We start from the raw sequence: 17,293 nt of genomic DNA on the forward strand, positions 1-17,293 counted from the left end.
AGTTTGAACGTCTGGATAAATGGATGCGAATGAGGGTGCGAGCCTTTATGCGCAAAAAGAAATCTACGGTGTCAAATCGGCTGATTCCAATTAAAGCATTGGAATCAGCCGGAATGGTCTTTCTAACAAGTTTACTCACCACACGTTCCTAATTCAGGAGTGAAATAGGCAATCCGGCGACGGATGAAGGAAACTCACTCCTGAAGATGGGGAACTGACGAAGGAAAGCCGTGTGCGGGAAATCTGCATGCACGGTTTGACGGGGAGTCCGAGGGAGTAATCCCTCGTCTTACCCTACTGATCTCTTTATAAAATTGTTCTGCCAGATATATGAATGCTGTTACTTCTTGAAGTTCTCAATAAACTTCTCGGCCAGGGAAGACAAGTATTTGTCCTTTATCCAGACTGCGGCCACCCGGGTATTCAGTGAATCGCTGCGAATTTCCTTGGACAGAACATTGCTGTTATTGGCAAGGATAAAAGCAGACCTTGGAATGATACCGATACCGAGCGCTGCATTGGCCCAGAGCAGGGTGGTGCGGGCGTCATCGTTCATACAGAAGACCTGGGGATCGAAGCCATGCTCCAGACAGGTCTCGCGGATCAGCTGTTCGAAGCGGCGGTATATAATGAGCGGCTGCTTACGGAGCTCCCCAATCTCAATTTCGGGCTCTCCGCCTGTCCAGTCATATTCAGGTGCCATCACGGCAATCATAGGTTCCGATGAGGTGTATACACACTCAAGGCCTGCGGAGTTGAAAGGAGTGCGGACAATGCCGACTTCGACGATACCCTTGTTCAGCAAATCGAGAACGCGATAGGTATTGCCTTCGTGAATCTCGAATTTCACCCCGGAGTAGACCTGATGGAACTCCAGCAGCCGCTCCTGAAGCAGGGTTGCCGCAGAAGAAGAGACGGTGCCGATGGATAGGGTGCCCGAGAAACCTTTGACAAAATCCTTCAGCTCCCGGGTAGTAGAATCGGTTAATTCAAGAATTTGCTGTGCCCGGCCCCGCAGAATGATTCCGGCTTCGGTAAGCTGGATACTGCGCGGCCCGCGTTCTACCAGCTTCACCCCCAGCTCCTCCTCCAACAGCTTCAGCTGCTGGCTAAGCGGCGGCTGGGCCATTTGCAGCTTTCTCGCCGCTGAGGTAATTTGTCCTTCTTCGGCAATAGCCATGAAATATTTCAGTTGGCGGATATCCATAAGTTAACCTCCGTATTGAGCTCGCTGCCATATGCGGATCGTATCGCATGGATACGAAACCAATATTATTAATATGTAAACAGGTATGACATAATCATAACGGGTCTTATTCTATTTTTCTAGCTATTACATACTACATAGGTTAGGTGAGGATTACTTTGTTCAAAATTGCTGTATTTCTTAAGCCTTATAGGAAAGAAGTGACACTGGGGCCGATCTTCAAGCTGCTGGAGGCCATTCTTGAACTCTTACTGCCCACCATTGTTGCACTGATCGTCAATAACGGCATCGGCCGCCATGACAGCGCCTATGTGTACCGGATGGGAGGGCTGATGGTGCTGATGTCCTTGCTCGGATTTGGCTGTTCCATGGTTTGTCAATATTATGCCGCCCGGGCTTCGCAAGGCTTCGGCACTTCACTTCGCAACAAAATGTTCAAACATATTTCGGCCCTCTCCTATGCTGAGCTGGATACCTTCGGTACGCCTTCGCTGATCAACCGGATCACGAATGATGTGAATCAGCTGCAGCTCGCCGTAGCAATGCTGATCCGGCTAGTCATTCGCGCTCCGTTTATCTGCATCGGAGCCATTATCATGTCTATGATTCTCGACTTCCGGCTCTCACTGATTCTGCTCGCGGCGACTCCGGTATTTGGTGTGATTCTGTATTTCATCATCACGCGCAGCTCGCCGCTCTACCGCAAATACCAGCAGAAGCTGGATCATCTGGCCCTGGTACTCAGTGAGAATCTGTCCGGAATCCGGGTGATCCGCGCATTTGCCAAGAGCCGCAGTGAAAAACAGCGATTTAACGCTGCTTCGGAGGATCTGACGGCGACAGCAATCCGCGTTGCCCGCATCTCTGCGTGGCTGGGGCCCATGACAACGCTGGTGGTGAATGCAGCGATTATCGCCATATTGTGGGCAGGCGGCATCCACATTGATGCCGGACGGCTGTCACAGGGCGAGATTATCGCTTTTATCAACTATGTGACCCAGATCCTGCTGGCACTGATCGTGGTCTCAAATCTGGTGATTCTTTTCACCAAGGCCTCATCATCGGCGAACCGTGTGAATGAAGTGCTGGATACAATATCCTCTGTTGCGGATATAGGGAATCAGGGCCTTCCACCGGCAGAGAACCAGGCTCCTGCGATTGCCTTCGAGCATGTCTCATTTGGATACAACACTACAGGTGAGCTGGCATTGCACGATATTTCAGTAACCATTCAACGAGGAGAGACCGTGGGACTGATTGGCAGTACCGGCTCCGGCAAGTCTACTTTTGTGAACCTGATCCCGCGTTTCTATGACGCTGTTGAAGGGGAAATCCGGGTTGACGGGGTGAATGTCAGAAATTATGGACTGGAGGAGCTGCGAAGCAAGATCGGCATCGTGCCGCAGAAGGCAACGCTGTTCAGCGGTACCATTGCTGACAATATCCGCTGGGGCAGGCAAGAAGCCTCACACGTAGAGTTAATAGCTGCTGCTTCAGTAGCCCAGGCCGAGGAGTTCATCCAAAAGCTGCCTGAAGGGTTGGATACTCCAGTCGCCCGAGGAGGTCTGAACCTGTCCGGCGGGCAAAAACAGCGGCTGGCCATCGCCCGTGCCGTGGTGATGCGTCCGCAGATCCTGATTCTGGATGATTCGGCAAGTGCACTCGATTTTGCCACGGATGCGGCGCTTCGACGTGCGCTGAAGGAGAGCAGCGGAGATACTACTGTTCTGCTGGTCTCCCAGCGTGTGAGCACAGTCCGTCAGGCGGATCTGATCATCGTCTTTGATGAAGGACGGATCTCGGGTGTTGGTACACATGAAGCATTATTGCAGACCTGTGGAGTGTACCAGGAAATTTGTCAATCCCAGCTTTCAAGTGAGGAGGTAGATACGCGATGAGCTCCGGATCAACCTGGAAAAGAATGTTTAACTATACCAAACAGCATAGAGGCATCGCCATCGCCGCCGTTTGCTGCGCCATATTGAGTGTCGTTGCCAGCCTGATCGGCCCGCTGCTGATCGGACGGACTGTTGACCAGATGGTGGGTCCTGGACAAGTGGACTTTGACCAGATCCTCCGGCTGCTGCTGATCTTGGCTGTGGTTTATATTGTCGGCAGCTTTTTTGGCTGGCTGCTGACTTACTATACCAACCGGATCGCCTACCGGACGGTTTATGATATGCGGAGTGAGCTGTTCGACAAGCTGAACGTACTGCCGCTGAAGTTCCATGATAATCATCCCCAGGGGGATAGCATCAGCCGGTTCGTCAACGACATGGATGCTGTCTCGGATGGTTTGCTGCAGGGTTTCTCTACGCTGTTGACCGGCGTGGTCACTATTGCCGGAGCCATTGGACTAATGCTCTACATCAGTCCGGTGATGACACTTGTAGTGCTGCTCTCGGCACCGGCAACCTTTTATGTCGCACGTTTCATCACAACCCGTTCCCAGAAGCTGTTCCGGGAGCAGGCCAAAATTCTCGGCGGACTGAACGGGTATATGGAAGAAGTCGTAGGCGGTCAGAAGGTGGTGCAGGCATTCCGATACGAAGACCACAGCTTCGCCCGTTTCTCTGAACGGAATAACGAGCTGTACCATACGGGCATCAAATCCCAGTTCTACGGCTCGCTGTCCAATCCAAGCACCCGTCTGGTGAACAATATTACCTTTTCTGTGATTGCGATGATCGGCAGCGCACTGGTAATCGGGGGCCATTTCTCGGTGGGGGACCTATCCAGTTTTCTAATCTATTCGAATCTCTTCGCCAAGCCGTTCAATGAAATAACCGGTGTGATCACTCAGCTTCAATCAGCTACGGCTTCGGCGCAGCGGATCTTTGCCATTCTTGACCTGCCGCCGGAAACCCAGGATGCAGAGGATGCACAGGTAATGGGGATAAGACAAGGTACGATCGCTTTTGATAAGGTAAGCTTCGCCTATTCCCCTGAGCGTCCGCTGATACGGAACTTCAGTCTGGAGGTCAAACCCGGCACCCGGGTAGCTATCGTCGGACAGACCGGTGCAGGCAAAACAACACTGGTCAACCTGTTGATGCGCTTTTATGACGTGGACAGCGGGAGCATCAGGATTGACGGCACAGATATCCGGGCGATTACCCGCGACAGCCTGCGCCGCAATTTCGGGATGGTGCTGCAGGATACCTGGCTGTATGGCGGTTCGATCCGCGATAATATTGCTTATGGCAAGCCGGAGGCGGATGATGAAGAAGTGGTTGCCGCTGCCAAGGCCGCGAACGCCCACAGCTTCATCAAACGGCTGCCCGAGGGCTATGCGACAAAGATTTCCGGATCAGGGGATAACCTGTCCCAGGGACAGAAGCAGCTGCTCACGATCGCCCGCGTCATGCTTGCCGATCCGCCGATGCTGATTTTGGACGAAGCTACCAGTAGTATCGACACGCTGACGGAGGTTCGTATCCAGAAGGCTTTTCTCACGATGATCTCCGGCCGTACCAGCTTCGTGATTGCCCACCGCCTGTCCACCATCCGTGAGGCAGATGTCATTCTGTACATGAAAGACGGTGATATCGTCGAGAGCGGCACGCACGAAGAATTGCTTAAGGGTGCTGGCCATTACGCCAGACTATACAACAGCCAGTTTGCGGCGGTGTAGCCGCCAGCGGATTCAAATGGTCAATTCCCTGAGGTCATGCTCCATCAGCAACAGATTATTTTTCATATCCTTCATTCCGGCCCGCGACAGCTGGCCCGATTCAAACTTGAGCTGAATCTGATCTCGTTCCAGCTGGATGCCTACTCGTGCCAATTCATCCAGAGTGGTGTCGAAGTCCTGCCTGGAAGAGGAAGAGGAAGAGGATTCACGTCTGCTATATCTGCTGAGCATTCGCTCGTAACGCAGAATCGAAGAGCTGACGTCCTCAACTTCTGTGCCGGCCGTAGGCAGTACGGCATTTAATTTTTCAATAACATACTTGATATTGCGCACTCTGAAGGCATCCAGGGCCTCCCGTTTTTCCTGGAAGCTTAGAGTCGCCTGGTTAAGCATACCGGATACCTCCATCCATTGCCGGAGTGCCAGCAGGTTAGTTTTGTATTGGTCATCCTTGGTGAACCGGAACAGTGTTCTATTGAGCCTATGCAGAGTGCGGTAAGCGATAAAAAGATTCACTTCTTTGTTCTTGATCGCCAAGAGAGTGCTTTCCCTTTGCCATTTGAGTGTGTCGATAAGCAATGGCCGCTGCAGTCTTTCGGCAGCTTCGTCTTTTTTCAGCTTGCGGATTCTAGAATGGTACGTATTAATAATTCTGCCGATGGCAGCTTTATTGTCGTCATTGGTCTGTTCACTTAAGGCAATCACCACATTGCGCAGAATTTCCATTTCAATTAGAGTCTCATCGTTGACCTGGGCGGCTTCCGCATCATCTCCTATTAGAAGAGGCAACAGGTAGTTGGATGCCAGTAAGGTCCACAGAATGACACCTGCCGCCAAAAAGATGATCAGATCCCGCTCCGGGAACGGATTTCCGTTATCCAGGAAAAAGGGCAGTGACAAGGTACTTGCCAGCGTGATCGTTCCCCGTACCCCGGACAGGGTGAGAATGAGCGCGTTTTTGATTGCATGTCCCGGGGCTGGTTGCTGATATCCGGTACCGGGCAGCGTCATTACAAGAACCCAGACAAAGCGCAGGGCCAGTAGAGCAAGTGTCAAGACCAGTGTATAGAGAATCACCTGAGCATGACTAAGACTGGAGCTGTTCCAGATGGTCCGGATAATCTCTGGGAGCTGTGTGCCGAGAAGCAGGAAAACCAATCCATTCAATACATAAATAATTACAGACCAGGTGCTCTTGGAAACGATATTCAGACGGGCGATCTCGGGATTTAATTTTTTATATCCAAAAGAGTGGGCAATACCCGCGCTGACTGCCGCCAGAATTCCGTTGACCCCAAGCTCCTCGGCCATCAGAAAAACAGCAAAGGGAGTTAACACCTCGATCAGCATGTGCAGTGTAACATTCTCCATCCCCAGTCTCCGCAGCCACTTTACAAATACATATTTCACTAGAGTCATTAGAAGTCCTAGCAGAATACCGCCGAGGGAGATCGCCGCAAAGCTGAAGCTGGCCGAACGTAAGGAGAACGCGCCAGTTACCATTGCGGCTGCGGCGAATTGAAAGGATACCAGCCCGGATGCATCATTGATGAGCGATTCTCCCTCCAGGATTTTCATCGTGTGGTGGGGGATTTTAATCTTTTCCTCCAGCGCTCCGACCGCTACAGCATCTGTAGGAGCCAGTGCCGCGGCAAGAGCAAAAGCTGCAGCGAGCGGAATGACGGGAAGCAGCCAATTCAGAAAGAAGCCCAGGATGGCTACAGTCATGAATACCAACCCAAGTGCCAATAAAAGTATCGGTTTCTTTAATCGCCAAAGGGCCTCCTTGTCCGATTGCCGCCCATCATTAAACAGCAGGGGGGCAATGAATAATAGTAAAAACAACTCGGGATTGAGCTTTAACTCGAAATGGAGAGGCAGGTAGGTAATTACGACTCCGAGTATAATTTGAATAATGGGGACAGATACAGAAGGAATAAACCGGTTGACCAGATTGGATAATGCGATTGCCGCCAGCATCAGTAAAATGAACTCAAAGATTTCCAAAAGCATTAACCACCTTATTTGTGTATTGGATTGCAATGTTGCTTTCCCGTGAGGTAGGGTACTGGTTCTTAGGATTCATGCAGCCGCTTGCGCATCATCCCCGGCGTACAGCCGTAAGTATTCCGGAAGACCCGGATGAAATAATTGGTCTCCATGCCCAGTTGCAGGGCGATATCCTGTACCGGTGTATCGGCATTCTCCCGGATGAGCTGCAGTGCACGTTCGAGGCGGAGGTTCTGCAAATATTTATGCGGTGTGATCCCATACTCCTGCAGGAACAGCCGTTGGAAATGCTGTACAGAGTAGCCTACCGCAGCAGCGAGATTTGAGACCAGCAGCGGTTCGGTAAAATGCTCATTAATCAGGCTGACCGCCTTCTGCAAAGCCTCGTTGCGAACGCTCTCCAGCTCAAGACGGCCTGCGGGTCCTGATTCAGAGGCATTGCGGCGGAGTAACAGAAGGAGCCGGTAGAGCGCCACAGAGAGCTCTTGCATCACATGCTCGTCCTGGCGGCTTGCTTGCTGATTCACCGTGTGCCAGATGCTGCCGATCTGTTCCCAGCATTCCTCAAAATGCTCGGGACGCAGCGGCGGGGCGCCTGGCAGAATGCCAATCCCTTCGAGCAGGCCCGGTGATAACTCGCCATGAAAACCGATGAAGCCTACATGCCAAGGGGTGAGCGACAGCGGGTAATACTCATGGCCCCTGTCGGGCGGATAGGCGAAGGCCATACCGGGTTCCAAAATCGTTTCATTTCCGTTCTCCAGGTCCCGGAACAGGCCTTTTCCACTGCGGATCAGAAAAATTTGGTATACGGGGAAGCCGCCTGGACGAACATGATGATACTGGATATGGCGGCCGACTGAATAGGGATACAAGGGGAAACGGTTCAGGTCGCGCGGCATTTCAATTAGGGAGAAAGGTAGCATGATGTTCACCTCGTATTCATTTTGTACTAGTAAAGCGAGTGTATATTCCTACTGCCTGAATGGATTTATCCTATATGATATACAGTATAAAGAATGATTCATGAAATGGACAGGACTTAATCTCAGAATGTATCAGAGAATAATCCCATCCGGACATGGACCACATACCGAAAGGATGAACCCACCCATGAATATGAAATTACCTCCAGTCAGCAGCAAGATTCCAGTCATGCTGCATGGAGCCGACTATAATCCCGAACAATGGTTGAAGTACCCTGAGGTGCTGCAAGAAGATATCCGCATGATGAAGCTTGCCAATTGCAATGTAATGTCTGTTGGAATCTTTTCATGGGTATCCCTGGAGCCGGAAGAAGGCGTATTCACCTTCGGTTGGCTGGACAACATCCTGGATACCTTTGCCGAGAACGATATTTATGCTTTCCTGGCTACACCAAGCGGGGCACGCCCGGCCTGGATGTCGGAGAAATATCCTGAAGTACTGCGTGTAGAAGGAAACCGCGTGCGTAATTTGCATGGCGTCCGGCACAATCATTGCTATACTTCACCTGTGTACCGTCAGAAGACGGCACTACTGAACGGCAAGCTGGCAGAGCGCTATGCACATCATCCGGCAGTTATCGGATGGCATATCTCGAATGAATACGGCGGCGAATGCCACTGTGACCTGTGTCAGGCTAGCTTCAGGGAATGGCTGAAGGTGAAATACAACAACAGCCTGGAAGAATTGAATCATGCTTGGTGGGCTACGTTCTGGAGTCACACGTATACCTCATGGGATCAAGTGGAATCCCCGGCCCCGCATGGGGAGACGCAGGTTCACGGACTGAACCTGGACTGGCGCCGCTTCGTAAGCGAATCTACCATTGATTTCTGTCAACACGAAATTGATTCTGTGCGTGATTATAACCCTGAGCTGCCGGTAACGACCAATATGCACAATATTGACGGCGTGGATTACCGCAAGCTGGCCAAGATTCTCGACGTAGTTTCCTGGGATTCCTATCCTTCCTGGGGCTACTCGGATGATGACGACGACGCTCGTCTCGCTGCTTGGGCAGCAATGCATCACGATATGTACCGGACCTTCAAGCATAAGCCATTCTTGCTGATGGAGAGCACACCATCGCTGCTGAACTGGCAGAGTGTCAGTAAGCTGAAGCGGCCGGGCATGCACAAGCTGTCCTCGCTGCAGGCAGTTGCACACGGATCGGACTCCGTGCAATATTTCCAGTGGCGCAAAAGCCGCGGCTCGAGTGAGAAATTCCACGGCGCTGTTATTGACCATAGCGGGCACGCCGAAACCCGCGTCTTCCGCGATGTTGCCGAAGTGGGCCGGACGCTCTCAGAGCTGCAAGCGGTAGTAGGCACTACTACACCTGTACAGACTGCAATTATTTATGATTGGGACAACCGCTGGGCGATTAAGGATGCGCAGGGTATCCGCAACTCCGGTCTGAAATATGAAGAAACCGTGCTTCAGCACTACCAGGCACTATGGGAGCTGGGAATTCCGGTGGATATTATCGGTTCGGAAGAGGACCTCTCCGCCTACAAACTGGTGATTGCACCTATGCTGTACCTGATCAGCGAAGATAACGGCAAACGGATTGAGAAGTATGTCGAACAGGGGGGGACCTTCCTGGGGACTTACTGGTCAGGTATAGTCGGAGAGACGGATCTCTGCCATTTGGGCGGATTCCCGGGTCCGCTCCGCCGGACGCTGGGGATCTGGGCGGAAGAGACAGAAGGCCTGCACAGCCGGGATCTGAACGGCCTGGTGATGAATTCCGGCAATGCGCTGTGTCTTGATGGAGACTATGATGCACATGAAATTGCCGAGCTGATCCACCTCGAAGGAGCAGAGGTACTGGGAATGTATCGTACGGACTTCTATGCGGGACGACCTGCACTGACGCTGAACCGTCTGGGTGAAGGCCGGGCGTACCACCTGGCTACACGTGTGAAGGATGCTGGTTTCTATGTAGAGCTGTATGCAGCAATTACCAAGAAAGCGGGAATAATCCGTACACTGGATACCGAGCTGCCCGCAGGCGTCACTGCTCAACTGCGGACCGACGGAGACATTGATTATGTATTTGTGCAGAATTTCAGCGGCGTGGAGCAGTCCATAGCGATGGATGCCAGAACGTATACGGTATTAGAATCCGGTGAGCCAGTTCCAGCGGTACTTACACTTCCGGTTCATGGCCTGGCAATTCTGAAACGGGCACACTAGTTCATCAGGCAAGCTAATAGTTAAAAGGCAGGACCCGGTAGTGCCGGGTCCTGCCTTTTTTGGGCTGTGATCATAGTTGTAGCTGTCAGCCACTTAGAGGAAAGCCGCTTCGATTCCTGCGATAATCTGCAGATAATAGTCCGTGTCATGCGGTACAAAATGACTGATGCCTACCTTTTCTTGGACGTCAATCCGCTCACCGCATTCCGTGATACGAAAACCGGAGACATCTAGCTGCTGCAGATCTCCCTGCCAGAATTTGCGGAAGGAGTCAAACTTTGCGGTGACGATCCCGGCAACTTCTTCCGGCTGCAGATGGAATTGGTCCAAGGGGTAAGAATTGTTATACAGGAAAACATTTGCCCGCTCCCTATCGATCATCCCATCCTTAACCATGGTATAGGGGATGACTCCTAGCGGGATGAGCTCGTCATAAGTAATCTGGAGCCCCAGCTCTTCCTCCACCTCACGGATGCCGTCCATGGCCGTCTCTCCCGCCAGTAAATGTCCGGCCGCAGTAATATCAAGCAAGCCGGCATAGTCCCGCTTGTCCTTGCTCCGCAGCTGAAGATAGATATAGAGCGAATCTGCACGCTGTTCTACGAACCAGCAGTGAAAGGTCTCATGCCAAAGCCCGTACCGGTGCACTTCATCGCGCGGGGCGGTGCCCGTCACCTGGCCCTGTGCATCATATGTAGTAAGAATTTCGTCTGACATGTGGATTCTCCTCATTTGCCCAGTTCCTAATAACACTATCACAAAAAATAGGATAATGCTCGGCAATCATGGTTCAGAAAGATATAATATGGCACAGGAGGGGAAAAGCATGCACGTGGGGATAGACAGGAAAGAATTCAATTCATTAACGGATGAAAGACTCGGCTGGGTTTGCATGGAGCCAACCTTCAAGCTGATCCGCGGAAAATCACCGGAAGTGAAGGCTGCGGCAATCAAGCAGTTGGGCAAGGGGCAGACAGCACTTTGCATGTTCCGCATCATGTATGACCATAGCTATAAATCATCAGCAGAGTTTTATGCATGGAGCTCTTACCTGCTGGACCAGCAGGGAACTTGGAACGGAGTGCTGGAGGGTGTGCGTTTTTTTGCAGATGATGCCATGTTTGAGCTGCTTGAAGAGACACGGAAGAGGCTGGAAACCAGAAACCGAAGATTGGGTTTGGGATGGGGCGATGCTCGGCTGAACGATATCGAAACCGATGCTGAACTGCTGGAGATAGTCAATGGCCTGTATGCGCGCTTTAAGCGGCTAATCCCGAATACCCATAACGTTATCGCTGAATATATCCGTGCCCACCCGGACGAGTTCGTGGAATTCATCGGATGAATGGTGGGGTTTTGCAAAGAAGCGGAAATTTTTAATGAGTTGACATATCGGGAAATGTCGATATAATGATGACATGAAACCAATTAGCCCGATTGATGTATTTAAGGCACTTTCGAATGAAGCACGACTTCAAATTTTGGAGTGGTTAAAAGATCCTGCAGCTCATTTTGGACCCCAAGGAGGGGTTGATCTTATCGAAGTCGGGGTTTGTGTAAGCCAGATTACAGCTAAGCTGAATATGACCCAATCCACCACCTCTCAATACTTGTCTGTTCTGCAGCGGGCAGGGCTTGTGCATGCAACCCGGCTGGGGAAATGGACATATTACCAAAGAGATGAAGCAGCATTATCTCAAATAGCCGCTTACATTCAGAAGGATCTCTAGAGAAGAAAGACTGAATTCAAACATGTGAATTCAGTTTTTAAATACAAAACAAATCGATAATTCGTGATATGTAAATTATTTAATTTTTGCTCTATACATCGACATATCACGAATTGTGTGATTACAAAAGGAGCTGTTCCATGTGACCACCCCATCCAAACCTTCTGCCAGCCAGGCAACCCTCGTTATCGTTGCCCATCCACATTTGGAGACATCCCGGATTAACAAGCGGTTGGCGGCCGAGATTGACGGAATAGGTAATGTTACCGTTCACCGGTTGTACGAGAGTTATCCGGACGAAAAAATCGACATAGCTCATGAGCAGGCACTGTTAACAGCTCATGAGCGTATCGTGCTTCAATTTCCATTCTTTTGGTATAGCTCGCCTGCCTTGCTGAAGAAATGGATGGATGAAGTATTCGAGCATGGCTGGGCTCACGGCAAAGGGGGAGACAAACTGAATGGCAAGGAGCTTCTGATAGCGGTCTCTTCCGGAGGCGCTCAAAATATGTACCAGGCAGGGGGGCTTCATAATTACTCTTACAGCGAGCTGTTGCGGCCGTTTCAGCAATCCGCTAACCTGACCGGGATGATCTACCGCCAACCTTTTGTAGTAAGCGGAATTCGCGAAGTAAGTGATGAACAGCTGGAGAGCTATGCCGCAGATTATGGTGTCTATGTGTCAGGTGCGACAGCTCTTTCCGCCGCAAAAGCTTAACTGTTCAAGAGGGCTTGATTCATGAAACGGGTTCCCGGAGCTATTCACCGGAAAATGCAAATAAACTGGACCGTCCTCTGTTGGGATGATCCAGCTTTTTGGGTTGTGATGTGGATAGCAGCAGCTGCCGGCAGAGTAAGCCGATGTCATATCTAACGCGCCAGCAGCCCATTTGTATGTGTATGTCTATATAATAAGCTTGCTAACCATAATGTTTAGGAAGAGAATAGCCGGGTATTATCTAGCCAACCATCCGCCATCCACGTTCAAAATGTGGCCGTTCAGGTAGTCGGAAGCAGCGGATGCCAGGAACACAGCAGGTCCTTTAACATCTTCAGCGGTTCCCCAGCGTCCGGCAGGAATGCGGTCAAGGATAGAATCGGAACGGTTCTGGTCGGCACGGATCGGAGCTGTATTCTCCGTAGCCATGTATCCAGGAGCGATTGCGTTGATGTTCAGACCGGAGCCAGCCCATTCATTGGCAAAAGCTTTAGTCAGACCAGCTACAGCGTGCTTACTTGCTGTATAGCCCGGTACATTGATGCCGCCCTGATACGAGAGCATGGAGCAGATGTTGATGATTTTACCGTTGCCTCTTTCCAGGAAGTGGCGGCCGGCGATCTGCGACAGCAGGAAGACCGTGTTCTGGTTGAGGTTGATGACATCGAACCAGTCTTTTTCACTGTGGTCCTTGGCAGGTGTACGACGGATCATACCTGCGCAGTTGACAAGAATGTCAACGTGGCCTGTGAAGGCAACGGCTTCGTCGAACATACCTTGAAGCTTGGAGTGGTCGCTCAGGTCGCAAGCGATGCTGAGTGCTTTTACGCCAAAGGCTTCAGCAGCTGCTACAGTTTCATCACTGGCATTGAGGGAAGCGGAGATAACGTCTGCGCCTGCTTCGGCAAAGGCAAGAGCAATCCCTTGACCAAGACCTTGGGCCGCACCTGTTACGATAGCTGTTTTACCTGCCAAACTGAATAAAGATGACATATGATTATTCTCTCCTTTTAAAAAACGTTGATGAGTATCTTGATATGGCTTAAATGTGTATTTAAACTACCCGCATTCGATGTTGATGCCTGCGTTTCGGAACTGGCTTACGGCTTCGGCCGCAAGTCCGCTGTCTGTCAGCAGCACGTCCACTTCCTGCAGTGAAGCGAACGTGCGCAGTGCGGTATGTCCGAATTTGTGATGATCGCAGACGGCGAATACCTTGCGGGCTGTGGATACTAAGGCTTGTTTGAAATCGATGAAATCACCGGTGTAAATCGACAGCCCGTGTTCAATATGAACGGCTGTAGCCGACAGAAAGGCTTTTTCTATATTAAGCTTTTGGACATAAGAGACCGCTTCGGGACCGGCCAGCATATTGCGGACCCGGTAACCTCCCGGAACGACGAGACGGATGTTATCTTTCTGAACCAGCTCGCTGATGATGTACACATCATTGGTGATGACCGTCAGCGGAAGATTCTCCAGCCTCCGGGCAATTTCAAGCGTGGTACTGCCGCCATCCAGTGCAATAATATCATCCTCTGCGATATGGGCCAGCGCCAGCTGAGCAATCTCCGTTTTTTCATCGGAGTATTTATCCAGCGGATTCCTCAAGGGCAGAATGCCGAACTGATCGCTTTGAGCCAGCACGGCTCCACCGTGGACACGCATAATCAGTCCTTGTTCCTCGAGCTTGCTTAAATCCTCGCGGATTGTTTTACCCGTGACCTGGAGCTTATCACTCAGTTCGTTCACTGTTACATCCTTCTGGTTCAGCATTACTTCCATAATCATCTCGTGTCGCCGTATCGGGTTCATCCGCCTGCCTCGTCTTTCCGTAGTTGTTTTTGTTCTATTGTAATTCTTTCATGCCTACGGGGTCCATATCATCATAACGCTTATTGTCTCCAGCCATGCTCCAGATGAAGGTGTAGTTGTGTGTGCCTACGCCGCTGTGGATCGACCAGCTTGGAGAAATTACCGCCTGTTCATTGTGCATTACGATGTGACGGGTCTCTGTAGGTTCGCCCATGAGATGGAATACAATGGAATCATCCGGAAGATCGAAGTAGAAATAAGCTTCCATCCGGCGCGGGTGAGTGTGGGATGGCATTGTATTCCACATGCTGCCCGGTTTCAGCTGGGTCATACCCATAACGAGCTGAGCACTTTGCACACCATTGGTGTGAATGAAGCGGTGAATGGTACGTTCATTGGAGTTTTCCAGGCCGCCCATTGCGCCGGATTCGGATTCAGCCAGCGTAGTTTTGGTAGTAGGGTAAGATTGATGTGCAGGTGCAGAATTCAGGTAGAACTTCGCAGGCTTTGCGCTGTCAGCGCTTTTGAAGATAACATCTTTGGCGCCTTGTCCAACGTACAGACATTCCTTGAAATCTATCTCATATTCTGTTCCGTCTACAACCACTGAACCCTTGCCTCCAACATTGATAACACCCAGTTCGCGGCGTTCGAGGAAGTAAGTAACTCCAAGCTCTTTCAGATCAGTAGTGAGCACGACATCTTTATTTACGGGATTAGCACCGCCGACGATCATTCGGTCTTCATGGGTCAGGACAAGCTTCAGTTCATCCGGAGCAAAAATGACAGGAATGTGGAACTCCTTGCGCAAGCGCTCAGTGTCAAATTGCTTAACTTCATTAGGATGGGATGCGAAACGTCTTTCCATTGAATATTCAATCTCCTTCGCAAACATATTTTCGTTCGTATAGGTACAATTTAATCCATATAAGTTCATTTGGCAAGTGATAATCTTTTTTAGTGCGTTTAATTTAGTTCATTTAATGTGTTTTGGCGTTGCTATATGAACTGAAAGCGTGCACAATAGAACTAAAATAAGAATGGATTTCCAGTTCCAGGGTTTTGCTGAAGCAGATCCGACGAGAAGAGGGAAGGACGTACCCATGGGGGGGTTATACAGGTGGTAAACGCAGTTCCGGGAATGAATTCAGTACCATACTGTAATAAGCTACGATCTCAGTAGGTATGAACTTTCCGCCGCATGCCATAACATATTAAGAAATGCTGGAGGGAGAACGAAAGTGGGAGAACTTAAGTCTGCACCGGGTCCATATCAGGCCCGCCAAAAGGAAATCATCTATAATATTGCTATCCGGGCTGAACAGCGTCCTTTGCTGGACAGCGGGCTTTGGTTCCATGATGATGTCCGCAATAACTTTTATTATGCATCTTACCTTTTTGCTGCGGCGGTGGATCCTGGTTTGGAGCTGCCTTTTGAGCGTGAGGAGGCCAAACGCAAGGCAGAGGCCGTGATGCTCGAAACCGTGCTGCTGCAAAACCGGCAGCCTGGAACCCGATTATACGGCCATTGGCCGCTGGGACTGCATCCTCTACCACGCGAGGCAGCGCCGCATGAGCTGCCGGTGGAGATCATGGGAAGCCTGTTGGTCTGGTTCTTCAAGCATTACGGGAGCAGACTGAATGCCGGACTGCGGATTGCTTTTCACACGGCAATCGGACATATCTACCGCAGCGGCTTCTATCGTAAGCCGGTGGTTCACCTTGGACATCATGAGGCCAAATATACGGCGGCGAAGCTGATCTTCGGCCGGCTGTTCGATGATGAGGCACTGCTGGCAGACGGGCGCCAGAGTCTGGAGAATACACTGGCGTACATCCGGGAGAAGGGAATGCCGGAGTACGGGAGCCTGCCCTGGTTCTGGCACTGGGTGCAGGCATTCACCTGTGCCTGGTCGCTGGAGGAAGATATAGGGATTAAGAACACGCTCGGAGAAATGCTGGATTACCTGTGGAATGAACGGGGACAATTCTATCTGCAGGGAGCCTGGGCAGGTACGCATTCCCGCGGCTTGCCGCATGACGTTCCGGCCGATGGCAACGTACTTCACGACTATGTACAATTTGGGGATTTCCAGCTGCCGCAGAGTATGCCACGCACGGAGTATGCTGGGTTTCTGTTCTATGAAGCTCCTGCTCAGGTGCGGGCAGCCGTACTAAACCGCCAGAATCCAGTGGAAGTAACCAAAGTGACGCAAAAAGTCCATCCAGAAGATCCGAAACCGCAGCCGCTAATTCATTCCTATGCTTATATTACCGGAAGCTTCGCCGCAGGAGGTCTATGGGAGCGGGTAGAGGAGTTCGATAACGAACAGCTCCGCTGGGCGTTTTCACTGCCAGTGTCTCCTGAATATGCTGTGAACCGGCTCTACTTCTTCCATCCTGGTCAAGGCTATCACGAAGGTGATCCCCGTCACCAGAGCCGATATATGGAGGTGCTGTATCACCGGAGCGCCATCCTCTCTTTGTTCCCTGTACCGGAGGGTGAAGCAGACACGATAATTGGCGTACTACCCAAAGGCGAGTGGGTGAAGGAGTCCTCTGCGCTGTTCGGCAAGGCGGGTGATGTCTATTTTGCCGTGTACCTTTCCCGCGGTTACCAGCTTATTGACCGGGAAGCTTATCTCGAAGTGTCAGCCCAAGGGATGCCGGGCGGAGTAGTGGTCGAGGCTATAAGTGTCAAGGAGGCTATGGAACGGGGGATCAGCGATTTAATGTTGTTTGCAGCAGAACGGGCAGCACATGCACCCTCTTTTGAGACAGGAGCTATCTTGGCTGTTCAATATAACAATATCGAAGGAGATCAGCTGCAATTAAGCACAGGTGAACATATAGCAACGCAAGCTCTGCTGAACGGCAGCCCGATCTCATTGGAGCATTATACCGTTAGCGGAAGCTAATCAGAAATTCTGGAATTGCCAAAGAACCCGCAGGCAGGATGCGATCCCATGCGGGTTCTTTTTAGATTATACCCTCAT

14 protein-coding genes are annotated in these 17,293 nt (G+C 51.0%); 7 read left to right on the plus strand and 7 right to left on the minus strand.

Annotation, left to right across the window (positions count from 1 at the left end):
- Positions 1-340 precede the first annotated feature (340 nt).
- Positions 341-1,207 carry a LysR family transcriptional regulator gene (locus A3849_RS20565; protein WP_074113097.1) on the minus strand — a complete coding sequence of 289 codons (867 nt, stop codon included), beginning with the start codon at positions 1,205-1,207 and terminating at the stop codon, positions 341-343.
- Between the two features lie 158 nt (positions 1,208-1,365).
- Between A3849_RS20565 and A3849_RS20570 the strand changes: the two genes are divergently transcribed.
- A complete protein-coding gene (locus A3849_RS20570; protein ID WP_074113098.1) occupies positions 1,366-3,105 on the plus strand; it encodes an ABC transporter ATP-binding protein in 1,740 nt (579 codons plus the stop codon).
- The gene (locus tag A3849_RS20575; protein WP_074113099.1) at positions 3,102-4,841 is read left to right on the plus strand and encodes an ABC transporter ATP-binding protein; all 1,740 of its coding nucleotides are present in this window, start codon (positions 3,102-3,104) and stop codon (positions 4,839-4,841) included. The genes A3849_RS20570 and A3849_RS20575 overlap by 4 nt, the downstream gene beginning before the upstream one ends.
- A 12-nt stretch (positions 4,842-4,853) precedes the next feature.
- Here A3849_RS20575 and A3849_RS20580 read toward each other — a convergent pair whose 3' ends face one another.
- Complete coding sequence (locus A3849_RS20580) at positions 4,854-6,848, minus strand: Na+/H+ antiporter (protein ID WP_074113100.1); 1,995 nt, start codon at positions 6,846-6,848, stop codon at positions 4,854-4,856.
- Positions 6,849-6,916: 68 nt separating this feature from the next.
- Positions 6,917-7,777 carry an AraC family transcriptional regulator gene (locus A3849_RS20585; protein WP_074113101.1) on the minus strand — a complete coding sequence of 287 codons (861 nt, stop codon included), beginning with the start codon at positions 7,775-7,777 and terminating at the stop codon, positions 6,917-6,919.
- Between the two features lie 187 nt (positions 7,778-7,964).
- Here A3849_RS20585 and A3849_RS20590 point away from each other — a divergent pair, with 187 nt between their 5' ends.
- Positions 7,965-10,034, plus strand: a complete 2,070-nt coding sequence (locus A3849_RS20590) for a beta-galactosidase (protein ID WP_074113102.1) — start codon at positions 7,965-7,967, stop codon at positions 10,032-10,034.
- A gap of 93 nt (positions 10,035-10,127) precedes the next feature.
- Here the strand turns inward: A3849_RS20590 and A3849_RS20595 are convergent, their stop codons facing one another.
- Positions 10,128-10,751: an NUDIX hydrolase gene (locus A3849_RS20595; protein WP_074113103.1), complete on the minus strand. Its 624-nt coding sequence runs from the start codon at positions 10,749-10,751 to the stop codon at positions 10,128-10,130.
- Positions 10,752-10,860: 109 nt separating this feature from the next.
- Here A3849_RS20595 and A3849_RS20600 point away from each other — a divergent pair, with 109 nt between their 5' ends.
- From A3849_RS20600 to A3849_RS20610, 3 genes are all read left to right on the plus strand, one after another.
- The gene (locus A3849_RS20600) at positions 10,861-11,379 is read left to right on the plus strand and encodes a hypothetical protein (RefSeq protein WP_074113104.1); all 519 of its coding nucleotides are present in this window, start codon (positions 10,861-10,863) and stop codon (positions 11,377-11,379) included.
- Between the two features lie 82 nt (positions 11,380-11,461).
- Complete coding sequence (locus A3849_RS20605; protein WP_074113268.1) at positions 11,462-11,764, plus strand: ArsR/SmtB family transcription factor; 303 nt, start codon at positions 11,462-11,464, stop codon at positions 11,762-11,764.
- Positions 11,765-11,906: 142 nt separating this feature from the next.
- Positions 11,907-12,482, plus strand: a complete 576-nt coding sequence (locus A3849_RS20610) for an NAD(P)H-dependent oxidoreductase (protein WP_074113105.1) — start codon at positions 11,907-11,909, stop codon at positions 12,480-12,482.
- Positions 12,483-12,719: 237 nt separating this feature from the next.
- On the opposite strand, the gene kduD is transcribed toward A3849_RS20610, so the two are convergent.
- The 3 genes from kduD to kduI all read right to left on the minus strand — a co-directional run bounded on the left by kduD (position 12,720) and on the right by kduI (position 15,165).
- Complete coding sequence (gene kduD / locus A3849_RS20615) at positions 12,720-13,475, minus strand: 2-dehydro-3-deoxy-D-gluconate 5-dehydrogenase KduD (protein ID WP_074113106.1); 756 nt, start codon at positions 13,473-13,475, stop codon at positions 12,720-12,722.
- A gap of 66 nt (positions 13,476-13,541) precedes the next feature.
- The gene (locus A3849_RS20620; RefSeq protein WP_074113107.1) at positions 13,542-14,297 is read right to left on the minus strand and encodes a DeoR/GlpR family DNA-binding transcription regulator; all 756 of its coding nucleotides are present in this window, start codon (positions 14,295-14,297) and stop codon (positions 13,542-13,544) included.
- 34 nt (positions 14,298-14,331) lie between these two features.
- The gene (gene kduI / locus A3849_RS20625) at positions 14,332-15,165 is read right to left on the minus strand and encodes a 5-dehydro-4-deoxy-D-glucuronate isomerase (RefSeq protein WP_074113108.1); all 834 of its coding nucleotides are present in this window, start codon (positions 15,163-15,165) and stop codon (positions 14,332-14,334) included.
- A 373-nt stretch (positions 15,166-15,538) separates the two neighbouring features.
- On the opposite strand from kduI, the gene A3849_RS20630 reads away from it, so the two are divergent.
- Complete coding sequence (locus A3849_RS20630) at positions 15,539-17,215, plus strand: hypothetical protein (protein WP_074113109.1); 1,677 nt, start codon at positions 15,539-15,541, stop codon at positions 17,213-17,215.
- Positions 17,216-17,293 lie beyond the last annotated feature (78 nt).

The sequence above is a fragment of the Paenibacillus sp. P46E genome (genome assembly GCF_001909095.1).
Taxonomy (GTDB): Bacteria; Bacillota; Bacilli; order Paenibacillales; family Paenibacillaceae; genus Paenibacillus_AQ; species Paenibacillus_AQ helianthi.

Bases quoted from the DNA above. Each gene is read 5' to 3' on its own strand.
- A3849_RS20565 (WP_074113097.1), bottom strand. From the start codon at position 1,207: ATGGATATCCGCCAACTGAAATATTTCATGGCTATTGCCGAAGAAGGA.
- A3849_RS20575 (WP_074113099.1), top strand. From the start codon at position 3,102: ATGAGCTCCGGATCAACCTGGAAAAGAATGTTTAACTATACCAAACAG.
- A3849_RS20585 (WP_074113101.1), bottom strand. From the start codon at position 7,777: ATGCTACCTTTCTCCCTAATTGAAATGCCGCGCGACCTGAACCGTTTC.
- A3849_RS20590 (WP_074113102.1), top strand. From the start codon at position 7,965: ATGAATATGAAATTACCTCCAGTCAGCAGCAAGATTCCAGTCATGCTG.
- A3849_RS20595 (WP_074113103.1), bottom strand. From the start codon at position 10,751: ATGTCAGACGAAATTCTTACTACATATGATGCACAGGGCCAGGTGACG.
- A3849_RS20600 (WP_074113104.1), top strand. From the start codon at position 10,861: ATGCACGTGGGGATAGACAGGAAAGAATTCAATTCATTAACGGATGAA.
- kduD (WP_074113106.1), bottom strand. From the start codon at position 13,475: ATGTCATCTTTATTCAGTTTGGCAGGTAAAACAGCTATCGTAACAGGT.
- A3849_RS20620 (WP_074113107.1), bottom strand. From the start codon at position 14,297: ATGAACCCGATACGGCGACACGAGATGATTATGGAAGTAATGCTGAAC.
- kduI (WP_074113108.1), bottom strand. From the start codon at position 15,165: ATGGAAAGACGTTTCGCATCCCATCCTAATGAAGTTAAGCAATTTGAC.